Origin of the sequence: Methanolobus zinderi (assembly GCF_013388255.1) — an archaeon.
GTDB lineage: Archaea > Halobacteriota > Methanosarcinia > Methanosarcinales > Methanosarcinaceae > Methanolobus > Methanolobus zinderi.
Window position 1 is genome coordinate 540015 of record NZ_CP058215.1, and the last position, 16596, is coordinate 556610.

Genomic DNA, 16596 nt, shown 5'->3' on the forward strand with positions numbered 1-16596 from the left:
GTTTAAATCGTTTGTTATGGGAGATAAAATGAGAACAGGGGATCTGAACCCCTGAAAAAGTATTTATGCTTATTTCATCAATTCCAGAACATCACACATCTTATTGATGGTATCTTCTGCTGTTTTCATACCTTCGTCATCTTCTGCGGCAGGTTTGCGGAGTATTCCTCCGAAGTGTCCTCCGTCGCCTACAACAACCATGCCATGGATATGCATCCATTCGTGTACTGACTGTATTGTCTTTTCCTGGCCTCCGTTCCTTGATCCGCCGATAGCCATCGCAGCACCCACCTTGTTACTCAGTTTGAAACCCTGTCTTCTGAGGAGGACGCTTCTGTCACAAAGTGCTTTGAGCTGTGCGGTCATGGTTCCGAAGTATACCGGGGATGAGACCACGATACCGTCTGCATCTAATAGTTTATCATAGACCGGTTGCATATCGTCATCTATCGGACACTTTTCTCCTTTGCCGCAGACTCCACATGCTGTGCAGGGGGCAATTTCCGAATCCGATATAAGGATATTATCGATTTCAAAACCTCTGTCTTTTGCTATGCCAAGCATCTTCTCTACAAGCTGATCATTGTTGCCGCCTGGTTTTGGACTTCCTGAAATTCCTATAATCTTCATATTATCACCGTTGAAAATTACGGGTCAACTAATATTAGTTTTTGGATTAGGGTTGGCTTTAGTCTTCACTTAGCACTACAGTTAGCATAGACAATTCGACTAGCATACACAAAAAATATAATTGTGCCGGTCCATTCACATCAAAACTAATGATAATTGTCTGTATTTATATCACATAAACATATTATGTATATAGAGTCTATATTGCCAGAGATTACAGGTGACAAATATAACGGTGATGGAACTTTGACTTCTAGAGATTATCTTACTATCGATGATTTTGATGTGGATGGAAAAACTGTCCTTGTGAGAGTGGACCTGAATGTACCGATGGACCCTGAGGAGAATATCCTTGATGATATGAGGATAAAAAGCCATATACCCACATTAAAGGACCTTGAAGACGCCAAGGTCGTTTTACTGGCACACCAGAGCCGGGCCGGAAAAAGTGATTTCACGACCACGAAGCCACATGCTCGAAGGATGTCGCAGTATCTGGGAAAAGAGGTGGAGTATGTGGATGATATTTTCGGAAGTCATGCCAGGACCAGGATAGCTTCCATGGAAAAAGGAGATGTCATCCTGCTTGAGAATGTCAGGTTCTATGCCGAGGAAAGCCTGAAACGTCCTGCAAAAGAACATGCTCAGACCCATATGGTAAAAAAACTGTCACCTCTTATGGATATATTCCTAAACGATGCTTTTGCCGTATCACACAGGTCCCAGCTATCTATCACCGGCTTTACAGAGGTTCTGCCAAGCGGAGCCGGACGGGTCATGGAAAAAGAGATAACTTCCCTTGACAGGGGTCTTAAGGGCAGTGAATGTCCCTGTATCTTTGTGCTGGGTGGTGCAAAGGTGGACGATTCGCTTAAGGTTGCCGAGAACGTACTTACAAACGGAAGCGCTGACCGTGTGCTCCTGACCGGTGTTGTTGCAAACGTCATGCTTGCTGCCATCGGTGTTGATATAGGTAAGACCAGTATGGATTTCATAGAATCCCAGGGTTACCTTGACCAGATCGAACGTGGAAAGCAGATAATGGACAAGTTTGACGGTCAGATCGGCCTTCCCGAAGATGTTGCACTCAACGATGACGGAAAAAGAGTTGAGGTTATGGTTGATGAGCTTCCTGCCGATGGTTTACCTATAAATGATATTGGTATCGAGACCATTGTGGCTTATTCAAAGGAGCTCAGGAATGCAAAGACGGTTGTACTCAACGGACCTGCAGGCCTTTCTGAAGTTGAGCCCTTTGCACTGGGGACTCATGAGGTAATAAAGGCGGCGGTGCACTCGGAATATTCCATAGCAGGTGGAGGTCACATCTCTGCAGAGGTTCGAAATATGGGATATGATGACAGATTCTCCCATCTTAGTACCGGCGGTGGTGCATGCATTGATTATCTTGCAGGTATGGTTCTGCCGGGAATCGAGGCTTTTAAAAAGGCTGCCTCGCGATACAAACATAACTCATGAGCTACACATTTTAGATTATAGTCTGTAAAGACCTGCAGCTTGCTAGGTAAACTGAGCCTGCAGTAATCAACTTAATCGGAGTGTGTGTATGGAAGATAAATCAGTATTGCTTACGGAAGAAGAAGGCAAGACGGCTGTACATCTTGCAAGGGATGCAATAGAGACATACCTGCGTACAGGAGAGATGATAGACGGCTCGGAGATGCAGCTTCCGTCTATTTTTGACGAACCCAGGGGAGTTTTCGTAACCCTTAATAAAAGCGGAGAGCTGAGAGGATGCATAGGCCATCCGTATGCCGATTCCCCTCTGAAACATGCGATAACGGATTCGGCCATCTCGGCTGGTTTCAGGGACCCCCGCTTTCCGCCTGTGCGTATCGATGAGATGACCTTTGTTACGGTGGAGGTGACTGTTCTTACACAGCCCCGGCAAATGGATGTGGAACCCGAGGATCTACCGTCTTCTATTGAGATCGGCAGGCATGGTCTTATAGTCAAGAGCGGCTACAGACAGGGTTTGCTTCTTCCTCAGGTGGCACCGGAGAATAAAATGGATGAGGTAGAGTTTTTGAGCCATACTTGCTTAAAAGCCGGTCTTCCTCCTGATGCATGGTCAGAAGGTGCCGAAGTCTACTGTTTTGAAGGCCAGATATTCTCAGAAAAAGATCCAAACGGGGAAGTCTTTGAAAAGGATATCAGGGAAAAAGCCTGTCTGAACGAATAATTTCCTGAAAGCTTCTTTTTATTTTTTAATTTTCCTAAAGCAGTGTACTTATTCCTGAATTTCTTTACCTGACCAGTAAGACGCAAGGAAGGACCCGGATATATTGTGCCAGATACTGAAAAGTGCACCCGGAAGGGCTGCTATTTCTGAGAAATGCTCGATTGCAAGGGCAACGCTGAGTCCGGAGTTCTGCATTCCTACTTCAAAGGAGATCGTCCTGGCTTCTATTTCACTAAAACCTGCAAGTCTTGAAAGACCATAACCACCTGCAAGCCCGAGCAGGTTATGTATGACAACCACACTTATGATCAGCAGGCCGGCAGCCATAACAGTTTCTCTGTTCAGGGCCATGATTATTGCTATTATGAAAACTATGGTAATTACTGAAATTGCGGGAAACACATGCCGGATGCTGTCAATTCTGGAACCAAGAAGGGTGTTGAGTCCTATGCCCATGGCTACCGGTACTATTACTATCTGCAGGATGCTGATCACCATCCCGTAGATATCAACAGGTACTGTCTGGCCGATGTAGATCCATGTGAGCAGTGGTGTGGCCACAAAGGACAGGAGAGTTGATACAGAGGTCAAAACAATGGAGAGTGCAACATCACCCTTTGCAAGGTAACATATGACATTGGAAGCTGTACCGCCGGGGCATGAACCAAGGAGTACGACACCTGCGGTAAGCTCCGGTGAAAGCGAGAAAGCCATTGAGAGGGCAAAACCGATCAAGGGCATCAGAATGTACTGAATCGCAGTTCCGAAAAGTACTACTCCGGGTCTCCTGAAAACAAGCAGGAAATCACTGATGGAAAGCGTCATGCCCATTCCGAACATCACTATCCCGAGCAGGAGGGGGATTGCACTGCTGTAGGGCAGGAATATGCCCGGATAGAACAAAGCGACTACCGAGAACAGTATTGCCCACACCGGGAACAGGGAAGTAAACCTTTGTAACATGCCACCTTTCCATTGGATTTTGAAATAAAGATGATGGCAACTATTAAGAACGTATCCGATTTGGCCGGCAGTTACTGTAGAAAAGAAAAAATGGCTGATCGGCCTATCAAAAAAGTGCGGCTTATCTGTAATCTTCAAGCACTTTCAGGATATCCTCGACGTCCCTCTCCAGTCTGTCCATTGACATCTCCATCATGAGGTTGACAATTCCTTCGTCTCCGAATGTCCGGAAATCTGTTTTAAGACCAAGCACAGGTATTCCTTTTGCATAGGCATATCCCATTTCCCATGCTGTTCCGGAATCAACGTCACTGCCACCGTCCAGAACGGCAAGCACAATATCCGACTCATCGATACCTTTTACGTCATTCATGAAGATGTTCTTCATCCGATCTTCAAGCCGGCTTGAAATTGTGTCATCCCCATCTTCCTGTGGGAGGAATACACTGAATCCGATCTCCACCAATCTGTCCCTGAGATACAGGTTAAAGTCCCTTTCAGCCTTCGAAAAAAGGGGGCCTGCAAGGTATATCTGTTTTTTCCCGTCCATAATTCTCGTCCTTGAATTTTGAGGATACCTACATAGTCGGGATGGTTAATAATTGTGTTGTGAGCAGGGTGAAAATAATGTTTCCTCACTCTTCATCAAGAACTATTTTCTCGATCTCATCCAGAAAATCCCCTACCACAGATTCGAGTTTTACTATTTGCCTGTAGTAGCGTAGAATGATCTCCAGTTCATTGCGAGCTTTTTCAGAGCTCTCCTGCTCATACTTTTCAATGATATCTGGCAATATCCTTTTGGATGGAAGGATCACATTGTCGTATTTGATTCTCAGTGCCTGCGCACCAATTGATATGAGGTTCTTGTCCAGAAAGAAGAAAGCTTTTTTTGAACCCGGTTTCTGGAATCTCCTTACAATGTGGAACTGAGAAAGGTTCTTCATGGCTGTGCTGACCGCAGACAGGCTGTATCCTGTTTCGATGGCAATCTCTTCAAGTGACATTTCCTCGGGTTCTATGAAAAGAACTCCTATGATCCTTGAGGAGATCTCATCGAATCCTTCAGCTTTCAGATTTTGGGTTATAAGCTCGGTGAATTCCTCTTTTGGACTTGCAGGATCACTGGGTATCCAGGATACATTTTTTGTCTCTTTTTTTGGTGAAAGCAATGGGGAATGCTGTGTATTATTGTTTCCTCTTTCATCACAAGGATGCAAAGGTGCTACTTTTGCCACCTTTTTTCTTTTTTTATCCATGGAATAGCCTCAATTTCAAATGGAAGGATGCCAGATAGCTATATCTTCGTTGTTTTAGTCTGAGGTCTATGCCTATAACGTTTTCTCTAAAAAAGTTATGCGGATTTATCTAATCTGGCATGTTCGTCACTCATCAGTTATCGTTTTCCACGTATAATTCAGCCCCGAACCCAGCCTGATCAGTGAGGCAACTAATATTGCTTCCTCGATTTCCTCGTCTGAAATACCGGCTTCCTTTGCAAATTTCCGGTTTGTTGAAAAACAGGTGTCACAACCCACAGCAACCGCGCTCGCAACTGCAAGGAGTTTCTTTGTTCTCCTGTCAATAGCTCCATCCTGCATGATAGCTTTTTTCATGCTGTAAAAGCCGATCTTCCTGTCGATCTCATCGGCTTTATCCTGTATGGTCATTATTTGCTCTCCTCCACATTCATTAGAAAAGCTTCACCCCGGGGGGATAGTTGATAAACTGTGGGTTCACTGTTCTCTACTTTATCGATATATAGTGCATTCTCCAGCATATCTGCGTGGAACTTTGCCTGTGTGTTGCTGATATTCAACTTTTCACCGATCTCTTCTATGCAGAGCGGACAGTCCTTAAGCATCCCGAGTATTTTACGACGTGCCGGATTTTGAAGGGTCCTGAGTCCTATGGCATGGTCTTCGCTGGGGTTAGACTTCATTCTTCCTTCCTTTTCCATTTTGTTCATCCATTCGTATTTTTTCTTTGCAAGGTCTTCTCCTGTCATATTATCCACCTGTTCCTTATATTTCAACTTTCAGTATTTACTGAAAATAGAGAAACTTGAAATTATTTATAATTATGGTTTTTAGTCGCTATGGCATGCTGTAATCGAAAGCACCTTTTTGGCAATCATATAAAACCATTCACCAAACCCTTTTATTCCCTCAGAACCAATTTTAATTAAGCAAAATTCGGGGTTATAAGATGCTAGACGATTCTTCAGGCAGGAGTTTTTGGTGGAGCTTACTTTTTATTTTAGTGTTTGTAATTATCCTTGCTTTTGTAGCCTATGATTATCTGGGTGTGCGTCCTTCAGCGGGGTCTGACGGAACCGCTGATATATCTCTTCCTCCTGGTTTTGCTATAGATACCTATGCTGACAATCTGGGAAGCAGTCTGGTATCCTACCCGGGTCCCGACCCCGGACCACGTATGTTACTTGAGAAGGACGGAGTGGTATACGTATCAATACCTAACAGGGAACTGATCGCTGTACTGCCTGACAGGGATGGTAACAATGAAGCCGACGAGGTCGGTGTTTTCATTTCAGGACTGAATTACCCTCATGGTCTGGACTACTCGGATGGCTGGTTCTATATTGCAGAAGAGAATCGTGTGATCAGAGTACGGGATGATGATAATAATCTTAGGGCAGATGCCAATAGTACCGAGGTCCTCATCGATGATCTACCAAGCGGTGGTCATTCCACGAGAACGGTGAAGGTAAACAACGATTCTCTTTATCTGAGCATGGGTTCCTCATGCAATGTCTGTTATGAAGAGGATGAGCGCCGGGCTGCCATAACCAGATGTGATCTTGATGGGAGCAACTGCACTGTGTTTGCCAGTGGATTGCGAAACTCCGTGGGTATGGTATTCCATCCGGAAACCGGAGAATTGTATGCCACGGACAACGGACGTGACTGGCTTGGAGATGATCTTCCTCCTGATGAGATCAACCTGATCGAAGAAGGTAATGACTACGGATGGCCTATCTGTTATGGTCAGAATATCCATGATACCGAGTTTGATACTAACAACTCGACCGGAAATCCCTGTGAGAACAGGACCCCGAGTCTGGTTGATCTGCAGGCACACTCCGCCCCTCTAGGTCTTGCGTTCTATGATGGGAATATGTTTCCTGAAGAGTATCAGGGTGACCTGTTCGTATGCTATCATGGGTCCTGGAACCGGGAAGTACCCACCGGATACAAGATAGTGAATATTGATATGGATACGCTGGGTGTCAATGACTTTGCCACAGGCTGGTTGAGACAGAATGAAACAGTTATCGGCAGACCGGTAGATGTTATTGTAGCAGAGGACGGCTCGCTTTTGGTAAGTGATGATAATGCCGGGAAGATATACAGGATATATTATGAAGGCTGATGGTTTCAGTCCTGATAATTTATTCTGGTGCTTAGATACATATAATATATGATTATTAACTAATAGTGGAAGTTACAGTATTTGCGGGGTCATAGCATCAGGGTCGATACAATAAATTCAAACATTGATTTTGTAAGTGACATGCCTCAGGGGAATTACTTTTCTCTTCTCTACGAGACCACTGAAGAATTCATGAGTGTGGTAGCAGCATTTCTGGATGCAGGTCTGAAAGAGAATGAATGCTGTATCTGGGCGGTTTCAGGACAGATCACCCGCGAGAGTGCTGAAAATTTCCTCAGGGACGAAGGTATTGATGTAGATTCTTATCTCCGGAGCGGCCAGCTAATAATAATGCCCTGTACGGAATGCTATATTGCAGATGAAGGTCCCGTATCCGAAAGAACCCTCAGGAAGTGGCAGGAAATACATGATACGGCTATTTCCGGTGGATTCAGCGGGCTCAGGATCGCTGATAAGTTCACGATAGTGGGTGAGGACTCCTGGAAGAGATTCATGGAATTTGAGAAGAAGGGCATTGATATCATACGCAGGAAAAATATCATTGCTCTGTTCGCATTCCTCCTTGAGGCCCGTACAAGGTCCGAGATACTTGATATTATAGAGATGCATGACGGTACGGTAGTAAAACAAAAAGGTATATGGACCCTTCTCCAGAGTTCTTCCACATGCAAACCTCTTGTCAGTGAAAGACGCTTTCCTGAGAACATACTCGAGGATATATGGACCGGTGTCTGGGCTGTTGACAGGTACGACAGGATTGTATATTTCAATAAAGGTATGGAAGCGATCTCCGGTTTCTCAAAGGACGATGTTCTGGGACAAAAACTGGACAAGTTCGTACCAAGACAGGTAAATCAGGAGGAACTAAGCTTCATTGAGCTTTTTAACCTTGCAAAGGAAAACCTGCGTTCGAAAAGTTATGATATCTTCCCTTTCATAAAACCGGATGGTCAGTATGTCTATCACAGTGGGGTCCTGCTACCCCTGACCGATGAAAATGGCTCATACGCCGGGATGATCGGGACAGTTGGTAAGACCTCCCAGCAGGAGATAAGCCACAAGAAACTGAGAGACCAGTTCAAATCCATTGAAAGACTGGAAGAGATATACAAGAGAAGTCCGGTGGTTGCTGTTCTCTGGCGAGCGGAAAAAGACTGGCCAATAGAGTTCATATCCGAGAACATAGCTCAGTTCGGTTATATCCCTGAAAATTTCACATCCGGAGAGCTGACCTATGCGGATATTGTCCATCCTGATGATCTTGATATTGTAAAGACTTCTGCTGAACAACTGGAGATCGAAGGGAAATTCTATTACTCAAAGGATTACCGCCTATTGACAAAGTCAGGAGAGCCGCGATGGGTGACCGAAAGGTCCTACCTTATAAGGGATGAGAACGGGGAGCCTGCCTACTATCAGGGTATAATAATAGATGTCACTGAGCGTAAACGTGCTGAAGAAAAACTTGTTAAGAGTGAAGCTCTTCTCACTGAGGTCAGCAGGATTGCCAAAATAGGAGGCTGGGAATTTGATGCATCAACTGGCAAGGGGACATGGACACCTGAAATTGCTAGAATTCATGAATTAGACTCTTCAACACCTACAGATGTTGAATTTGGATTAAGTTTCTACCCCCCGGGGTCAAGAGAAATTATTGAAAAAGCTGTCCATGATGCTGTAGAAAAAGGCGAACCTTACGACATTGAATTGGAATTGATCACAGCTAAAGGTACACATAAATGGGTTAGGACTATCGGAAATCCAGTAACAAAAAATGGTAAGGTCGTGAGTGTCACCGGAGCATTACAGGATATCACTGAACGCAAAAAAGCTGAAGAAGCTGCTCTTGAAAATGAAAAAAAATACCGCCTGATCTTCGAGAATTCTCCTCTTGGCATCTTTCATTTTAACGAAAAGGGCATGCTAACACACTGTAATGAGAAGTTCCTGGAAATAATGGGACTTAAGAAGAAAGAAGATATCATAGGTTTCAATCTGGTTGCTTCAATCGTAGATGAACAGATGAAAAAAGCAGTCAAAGATGTCTTTTCAAGGAAAATCGGACATTTTGAGGGTGAGTATCATACTGTTTCAACTGATATTACCGTCAATATCAAGGCTGATTACAGTCCGAATATAGCAGATGACGGTACTTTTCTTGGCGGAATTGGGGTATTTGAAGATATATCTGAGCGTAAAAAAGCTGAAATAGCTGCTCTTGAAGCCGAAAAGAAATTCCGTCTTATATTCGAGAACTCTCCTCTGGGTATTTTCAATTTCAATCAGAATGGAATGGTAACCCATTGTAATGAGAAGTTTTTACAAATTATAGGCCTGGAAGACAAAGAAGATATCATCGGCTTCAATATGGTCACACAGATCAAAGACCCAAAGATGAAAAAGGCGATCAATGATGTTCTTTCAAGAAAGGCTGGTCACTTCGAGGGTGAGTATCATACAGTAATCAGTGGCAAAGAGGTCTTCATCAAGGCTGACTACAGCCCGAATATTGCGCACAATGGTACTTTCCTTGGTGGCATAGGTATTTTTGCAGATATCTCTGCCCGCAAAAAAGCTGAAGAGGCATTACGTCTTGACGAGTCCAGGCTTGAAACCCTTCTCAGGCTCAACCAGATGACAGATAAAACCTTCAAGGAAATAGCCGATTTCGTACAGGAAGAGGCCGTGAAACTGACACAGAGCAGGATGGGATATCTTGCCTTCCTTAATGAGAAAGGAACTGTACTGTCCATATATTCCTGGTCAAAGAACGTGATGACGGATTGCAATGTGAAACAGGAGAAGAAGTTTGATTATCTTCTTGATTCCACCGGTCTGTGGGGAGAACCTGTCCGTCAGAAACATCCGATCATAGTCAACGATTACGAGGCTTCCAATAAGTTCAAACGTGGTTATCCTAAGGGTCATATAAAGATGAAACGCTATATGAGCGTTCCAATCATCGAAGGCGGAAAAGTGGTGGGTGTTGCCGGTGTAGGTAACAAGGAAGATCCTTACGATCAGGCCGATGTCAGGCAGCTTACACTCCTTATGGAAGGAATGTGGCAGATGATGGAGAAAAAGAGGGCAGAGGATACTCTTCGTGAATTTGCTTCCAAGCTGGCACAGGCAAACAGGGACCTTTCAAAGGCCAATGCCGAACTGTCACAGGCTAACGAGGAATTAAAATCCCTTGACCTGATGAAGGATGAGTTCCTGTCCAATGTGAGCCATGAATTCAAGACCCCGCTAACATCCATACAGGGTTACAGTCAGTTAATATGGGACGGTACGCTCGGCCCGGTGAACGAACAGCAGAAAAAAGCAGTTGATACCGTTATCCGCAATTCCGAACGTCTCCGCAAACTTGTGGATTCTCTCCTGTATATCAGCAGGGCACAGGCCGGTAAGCTCTCCTATTCCTTTGACGATCTCATGATATCCGATGTTATTGACAATTCGATACAGGATTTGTCTTTACAAGCCGAGAAAAAGGACATCGAGATCAATAAGTATGTTGAGGAAGACCTGCCACTGATAAGGGGCGATAAGGACAAACTTACGGATGTGATGATCAACCTGATCGATAATGCGATCAAGTTCACTCCGCAGGGTGGTAGGATCGATGTTGGTGCGGAAGTGGATGACGGTTCCCTGCACATATATGTCAGAGATACCGGGATAGGTATTCCCGAAGACAAGATCTCAAATCTCTTCCAGAGATTCTACCAGGTGGACGCTTCTGTAAAAAGGAGGTATGGTGGAACCGGTCTGGGTCTGTATATATGCAAAAAGATCATCGAGGACCACGAAGGCAATATATGGGTCAAGAGTCAGGAAGGAGAGGGAAGTACTTTCCATATCTTACTACCCCTAAAAAACGATGACTCATCCGACAGTGAATGATAATTTATAAATGGAGGTAGGAGCTGATTCTGCCGGGCGTCAAAATGATATAAAATCACCGGCACCTTTTCTATATTCATTTTATTGCAATCGAGGCTGATATAATTGAAAGTTATAATCATTGGCGGTTTTCTGGGAAGCGGAAAGACCACGACTTTAAGAAACCTTGGAAAACACCTTATTTCCAGGGGACACAAGATAGCTATCATAGTTAATGAGATAGGAGAAGTGGGTATAGATGGAGAGACTATCTCCGATTCTGGTCTTGTTACAAAAGAGCTGACAAGTGGTTGCATATGCTGTTCACTCAGGATCAGCATGGAATTCACGCTGCAAACCCTGGTGGAGGAATACAATCCTGATATCGTTATCATTGAACCAACCGGCATTGCTTTCCCAATGCAGATCAAGGAACATATAGAGCTCATGGACCTTGAGGATCTGAGCTTTGCCCCGGTGGTATCACTGGTCGATGCAAGCAGGATCGAGATGGAGGTGGACCAGATTCCGGTATTTATAGCCAACCAGATAAAGGAAGCAGAGATTGTCTGCATCAACAAGATCGACCTGGTGGACGCGGAAACCATAGCTAAATCAACAATGACGGTTCTCCAGTTAAATCCCGATGCACTGGTGGTTGAATTCTCTGCAAAGAAGGAAGATGCCAATTTCCAGCGTTTCCTGGATTTGCTTGCAGGTGAAAGCCACGCAGCATATACGGGCAGCAACCTCAACTCCATTGAGATGTCAGATGTTGGCAACTATTCCGGTGAGTATTCACTGCATGCCGATGAGCTGCACCCTGACCGGGTAACAAATATCCTTGTACATCTGCTGTCCCAGATTAAGGAGAAACTTCAGGAAGTAAACCCTGAGTTCATAGGTCATGTGAAGATGACCATGAAATTCGGGGAAGGACTGATTAAGGCAAACCTTACATCCGCACATGGCGAGCCTTTTGTGGAGATTCTCGATGAATCAGTTGATGGCGAACAGCACCTGAGATTCCTGTCAGCCGTGACCCTTGTACCAAAGGACACTCTTGTTGGTATTATTGATGAGGCAATTCAGAAAGTACTAACAGAAGAAGGTATTGGTTTTGATAAGAAAGACCTTTCATCAGGCTCAGCTCCTATCAGCCTTTAACCTGGAAATTAAAATAAGGTCAATCCGGTATTTTTGAATCTCCGGCCCAATTGCCGGAGAATCTTTTCATCTTAAGGCATAAATAGGAGTTTCTCATTCTATTTTTCATGAAACTGAACGCTGAAACCGAAGTAATGGAATCGCTCGCAAAGACAATACTTGTTGCTGCAAGGACCGCACCAAAGGGCAAGGGTATTGATGATATCGTAACCTGTATGCTGGATGAAAGTGAGAAGAACGAACTTGCAGATAAGATGGAAGAGCTCAGCGAGATCAAAGGTTTGAAGTTCCTGATAAGGGATGCAAAGAATGTCAGGGATGCTGATTCACTAATTCTCATCGGTTTGAAATCATCCGGTGCAAGTGGGCTCGACTGCGGAGCCTGTGGCTTTGAGACATGTAAGGAAATGCTTGATACTAAGAAGGTAAAAGTTGAGTTCACAGGCCCGCATTGCATGATCAAGTATATGGACCTTGGAATTGCAGTGGGATGTGCAGCTGCAAAAGCAAAGGACCTCTGTGTTGATAACCGTATTCTGTACAGTGCAGGAGCAGCAGCATGCTATTTTGATATGATGGATGCGGATGTTGCAATGGCTCTTCCGTTGAGTGTCAAAGGAAAGAACATATTCTTTGATAGGTCGCCTAAAAAGTAGGTGACCGTTAGACCTTCTAGGAACTAGAAGGTCGATAGACCATCTACAAGGTGAATGGTCGATGAGCCTTCTACGAAGTAGGCGGTCGACATGCCGTCTACAAGGTAGATAGTCGTTTGGACATCTGCGAAGTATGTGGCTGACAATAGATTATATAATCTCTATAGGTAAAGTTTATCTTTCCTGCTTTGGCACAATGAACTTATGGCATCTAGTAGTGATAAGACAAAAGTACTGTTCATCTGCGTGCATAACAGTGGAAGGAGTCAGATAGCTGAGGAGTACTTAAAAAGGATTGGAGGGGACAGGTTTGAAGTTGAAAGTGCAGGATATAAACCAACCAGTCTGAATCCTTTTGTCCTGAAGGTTATGGAGGAGGAGGGATTTGATCTCAGCGAAAAGAAACCCCAGTCAGCATGGGATCTTTTCAAAGAAGGGAGGCATTTCAGGTATGTGATCACTGTATGTGACAGAGCACATGAAGAGGAATGTCCTTTGTTCTCAAAACCATTTGTTCAGTTAAACTGGCCTTTCCCGGATCCAGAATCCTTCACAGGTACTGATGACGAGAAACTGGAACAGGCACGTACTCTCAGGGATTCCATTAAGAAAAGAGTAGAAGAATTTGCTGAAGAAACAACATCCGATATTAAGGGAAATCACTGATCATATCTCCAGGTGTTGTCATGCAAAAGAATGTAAATGCAGTAGTAAGTCCAGAGCTGCAGGAAAAGAAAAAGGTCCTCTTTCTGTGCTATCACAACTCCGCAAGGTCTCAGATGGCCGAAGGTCTTCTAAGATCCATGTACGGTGACAGTTATGAAGTCTACAGTGCCGGTATCGAGGCTACAATTGTTGATCCACGGGCTATTAAGATTATGGAGGAGATTGGTATTGACATCTCCACCCACCGATCCAAAGCCACACAAGAATTTAAGGATACGGTATTTGATATTGCTATCACTGTCTGTGACCGGGCCAGGCAGAACTGCCCCGTCTGCAGCACGTCTCTTGAACTTCCTGATGAGCCGGCAAAAACTGTCGGGCAGCCTCAGGCAAAAGAAGTCATTCACAAAAGCTTCAGGGACCCCGCCGATGCTGTCGGGTCAGAGGAAGAACAGCTTGAGGTTTTCCGGCATGTAAGGGATGAGATAAAAGACTGGCTATCTCTTACTTTTGCTTAGGCATAATTACTGTGTTTCTTGAAGCAATCGAGTATCTATAAATTCTACATCTCTTACTGAATATTTTTCTTTTGTAAGTATGCATATCTTTATATTCTTGCAGGTCTTTGTTTCAAATATATTTGAAATACTTGATAATTGCATTGAAGTATATACTTAGTGATAATTTGTGAAATGGAAATAATGAGGAAAATCCTATGGCAGAAGCATGTGTAACCAAGGAACCCCAGGGACTGAGCTTTTTTGAAAAATATCTTTCTCTCTGGGTGATTCTATGTATCATCGGGGGAATTCTGCTTGGAAGGTTCGCCCCGGATCTGGCACTCTATCTTGACAGTCTTTCAATATACGTGGGTGATGCCCCGGTTGTCTCTATTCCCATAGCCATTGCATTGTTTTTCATGATGTATCCGATCATGGTGAAAATTGATTTTGGTGAGGTGCTCAGGGCCGGGAAGAACATCAAGCCTGTAAGCCTGACCCTTTTCATCAACTGGGCGATAAAACCGTTCACAATGTATGCGATCTCTCTGTTCTTCCTTGGAACGGTCTTCCTTGGCTTTATAGGCCCCGAAGCTACCGACCTTGTTAAGATGCCCCTGGGTCTTGACCTGCCTGTGGGAGCGAGCTACGGTGAGGGTACCGTTGTCATGAACGATGGTGTAAAAATGCTGGAGATTCCCCTCTGGCGCAGTTATCTTGCAGGTTGTATCCTGCTCGGTATCGCACCCTGTACCGCGATGGTACTTGTATGGGGCTATCTGGCAAAAGGCAATGACGGGCACACTCTTATTATGGTCTCGATAAACTCCCTTGCAATGCTCCTGCTCTACGGTCCTCTGGGCGGTTTCCTGCTGGGTGTGGGAAGGCTTCCGGTTCCCTGGGAGGCACTTGCACTGTCCATCGGGATATATGTGGCACTGCCGCTCTTTGCAGGTTACGTTTCCAGAAAACTGATTATACGGACAAAGGGTGAGGAATGGTTCAATACGAAATTCGTACACCTGCTCACACCGGTAACCATTGTTGCTCTCCTGCTTACACTGGTTCTGCTCTTCAGTTTCAAGGGCGAGGTGATCCTTTCGGATCCGCTGACCATACTCTGGATTGCAGTTCCCCTGTTCATCCAGACCGTTTTCATATTCCTGCTAGGATATGGTCTTTCCAAGCTGTTGAAACTCAGTTATGAAGACGCTGCTCCCTCTGCAATGATAGGAGCATCGAACCATTTCGAGGTTGCTATAGCCACTGCAACAATTCTGTTCGGACTCTCATCCGGGGCGGCACTGGCAACTGTTGTGGGTGTGCTCATCGAGGTACCCGTGATGCTCATGCTGGTGCGGTTCTGTCTGAGGACGAAAGGATGGTTTGATTGACTGTCCTTTAATGTTTATAAATTTCTATCCAGAAAACTACAAAATGGATATCGTTTTGGTTTTTACATAAAGGCTAGTATGCGGATTTAGTCAACTGCGATTTTAGAGTCAAGTTGGAAAAAATCCCTGCATCTTCCTAGATGGCATACTTATATGGCTTATAGATTTGTGATTGAATGCAATTCTTATTAGGTTCGAGTATTTGAAGAAAATTATTATTTTTGAACTGGTTCAGGTGACATGTCTACAACTTTTACCATGGTATGTGGTTCAATTTCATTACACAGCTCTTTGAATTTCACAAAAGCATCCTTAAACTCGGGAGTTTTCCGCCATTCTTGCAAGCTTTCAGCATTATCCCATGGACCAAGAGAAATATACCTGTTCTTTTGCTCTGAATCCTGCAACATTATAACACTACGAGCTCCTTTTTGATTTTGAATGGTCCAATTAGCAAAATCTTTCCAGTTTTTTAGAAAATCATCTTCCTTACCGGTTTTGACAGACCATATCCCGAGTGAGTATATGACTCTTTCATCCATTATAATTCCCCTATTTATACTAAGTATCATTTAGTTAAATGTTTGTGGTAATGTTGTTTAAGTATAGGCTGGCAACGCTGAAATAGAATTAAGCAATAGGTATATCCATGAAAGTTAGAGATGTGATGAATCCGGATGTTGTGATGTGCAGTCCTGAGGATACTATCGGGGATGTTGCACGTCTGCTTAAGCAGAACGATATAAGCGGACTTCCTGTTGTGGAAGATGGCAAAGTGGTTGGTATCGTATCCGAAGGTGACCTGCTCAGGCTGCTTGAAGTGCCTGAACACGGTGGACTCTGGCTTCCCAGCCCTTTCGAGGTCATCGAGGTGCCTATCAGGGAACTTATCAACTGGGAGGACACAAAACGCATGCTTGAGGATGTAGGCTCACAACCTGTGGCAGATATCATGAAGGAAAAGGTGTACACAGTCTCTCCCGATGACACTATTGAGAAGGCTTCCGAAAGCATCACAAGGCACAAGATCAACAGGCTGCCTGTGGTCGAGGATGAGAAACTTGTCGGAATTGTCACACGCGGAGATATCATCCGCGGACTTGGTAAACTGTAAAGGG

Annotated in this window: 17 protein-coding genes; 10 read left to right on the forward strand and 7 right to left on the reverse strand. The window is 44.4% G+C overall.

Annotated elements, in window-relative coordinates; translation table 11 throughout:
* Positions 1-69 precede the first annotated feature (69 nt).
* Positions 70-630, reverse strand: coding sequence for a flavodoxin family protein (locus tag HWN40_RS02690; RefSeq protein ID WP_176964309.1), 561 nt, complete (start codon positions 628-630; stop codon positions 70-72).
* A 246-nt stretch (positions 631-876) separates the two neighbouring features.
* On the opposite strand from HWN40_RS02690, the gene HWN40_RS02695 reads away from it, so the two are divergent.
* Positions 877-2109, forward strand: a complete 1233-nt coding sequence (locus tag HWN40_RS02695; protein WP_246276013.1) for a phosphoglycerate kinase — start codon at positions 877-879, stop codon at positions 2107-2109.
* A gap of 88 nt (positions 2110-2197) precedes the next feature.
* Complete coding sequence (locus HWN40_RS02700; RefSeq protein ID WP_246275960.1) at positions 2198-2833, forward strand: TIGR00296 family protein; 636 nt, start codon at positions 2198-2200, stop codon at positions 2831-2833.
* Between the two features lie 48 nt (positions 2834-2881).
* On the opposite strand, the gene HWN40_RS02705 is transcribed toward HWN40_RS02700, so the two are convergent.
* From HWN40_RS02705 to HWN40_RS02725, 5 genes are all read right to left on the reverse strand, one after another.
* Positions 2882-3796 (reverse strand): bile acid:sodium symporter family protein, encoded by a 915-nt coding sequence (locus HWN40_RS02705; protein ID WP_176964311.1) that lies wholly within the window; start codon positions 3794-3796, stop codon positions 2882-2884.
* 121 nt (positions 3797-3917) lie between these two features.
* Complete coding sequence (locus tag HWN40_RS02710) at positions 3918-4346, reverse strand: nucleoside 2-deoxyribosyltransferase (protein WP_176964312.1); 429 nt, start codon at positions 4344-4346, stop codon at positions 3918-3920.
* Positions 4347-4431: 85 nt separating this feature from the next.
* Positions 4432-5055 carry a GbsR/MarR family transcriptional regulator gene (locus tag HWN40_RS02715; protein WP_176964313.1) on the reverse strand — a complete coding sequence of 208 codons (624 nt, stop codon included), beginning with the start codon at positions 5053-5055 and terminating at the stop codon, positions 4432-4434.
* 126 nt (positions 5056-5181) lie between these two features.
* Positions 5182-5466: a carboxymuconolactone decarboxylase family protein gene (locus tag HWN40_RS02720; protein ID WP_176964314.1), complete on the reverse strand. Its 285-nt coding sequence runs from the start codon at positions 5464-5466 to the stop codon at positions 5182-5184.
* Positions 5466-5804 carry a winged helix-turn-helix domain-containing protein gene (locus tag HWN40_RS02725; protein ID WP_176964315.1) on the reverse strand — a complete coding sequence of 113 codons (339 nt, stop codon included), beginning with the start codon at positions 5802-5804 and terminating at the stop codon, positions 5466-5468. The genes HWN40_RS02720 and HWN40_RS02725 overlap by 1 nt, the downstream gene beginning before the upstream one ends.
* Before the next feature lie 200 nt (positions 5805-6004).
* Here HWN40_RS02725 and HWN40_RS02730 point away from each other — a divergent pair, with 200 nt between their 5' ends.
* The 7 genes from HWN40_RS02730 to arsB all read left to right on the forward strand — a co-directional run bounded on the left by HWN40_RS02730 (position 6005) and on the right by arsB (position 15478).
* Positions 6005-7189, forward strand: coding sequence for a PQQ-dependent sugar dehydrogenase (locus tag HWN40_RS02730; protein ID WP_176964316.1), 1185 nt, complete (start codon positions 6005-6007; stop codon positions 7187-7189).
* A 141-nt stretch (positions 7190-7330) separates the two neighbouring features.
* The gene (locus HWN40_RS02735) at positions 7331-11116 is read left to right on the forward strand and encodes a PAS domain S-box protein (RefSeq protein WP_176964317.1); all 3786 of its coding nucleotides are present in this window, start codon (positions 7331-7333) and stop codon (positions 11114-11116) included.
* Between the two features lie 105 nt (positions 11117-11221).
* Positions 11222-12262: a CobW family GTP-binding protein gene (locus HWN40_RS02740; RefSeq protein WP_176964318.1), complete on the forward strand. Its 1041-nt coding sequence runs from the start codon at positions 11222-11224 to the stop codon at positions 12260-12262.
* Between the two features lie 107 nt (positions 12263-12369).
* A complete protein-coding gene (locus HWN40_RS02745) occupies positions 12370-12918 on the forward strand; it encodes a ferredoxin domain-containing protein (RefSeq protein WP_176964319.1) in 549 nt (182 codons plus the stop codon).
* A 204-nt stretch (positions 12919-13122) separates the two neighbouring features.
* Positions 13123-13584, forward strand: coding sequence for an arsenate reductase ArsC (locus HWN40_RS02750; protein WP_176964320.1), 462 nt, complete (start codon positions 13123-13125; stop codon positions 13582-13584).
* Positions 13585-13604: 20 nt separating this feature from the next.
* Complete coding sequence (locus HWN40_RS02755; RefSeq protein WP_176964321.1) at positions 13605-14102, forward strand: arsenate reductase ArsC; 498 nt, start codon at positions 13605-13607, stop codon at positions 14100-14102.
* Positions 14103-14299: 197 nt separating this feature from the next.
* Positions 14300-15478 (forward strand): ACR3 family arsenite efflux transporter, encoded by a 1179-nt coding sequence (gene arsB / locus HWN40_RS02760; RefSeq protein WP_176964322.1) that lies wholly within the window; start codon positions 14300-14302, stop codon positions 15476-15478.
* Between the two features lie 215 nt (positions 15479-15693).
* Here arsB and HWN40_RS02765 read toward each other — a convergent pair whose 3' ends face one another.
* Positions 15694-16020: an antibiotic biosynthesis monooxygenase family protein gene (locus HWN40_RS02765; protein ID WP_176964323.1), complete on the reverse strand. Its 327-nt coding sequence runs from the start codon at positions 16018-16020 to the stop codon at positions 15694-15696.
* A 107-nt stretch (positions 16021-16127) separates the two neighbouring features.
* Between HWN40_RS02765 and HWN40_RS02770 the strand changes: the two genes are divergently transcribed.
* Complete coding sequence (locus HWN40_RS02770; RefSeq protein WP_176964324.1) at positions 16128-16592, forward strand: CBS domain-containing protein; 465 nt, start codon at positions 16128-16130, stop codon at positions 16590-16592.
* Positions 16593-16596: the final 4 nt, after the last annotated feature.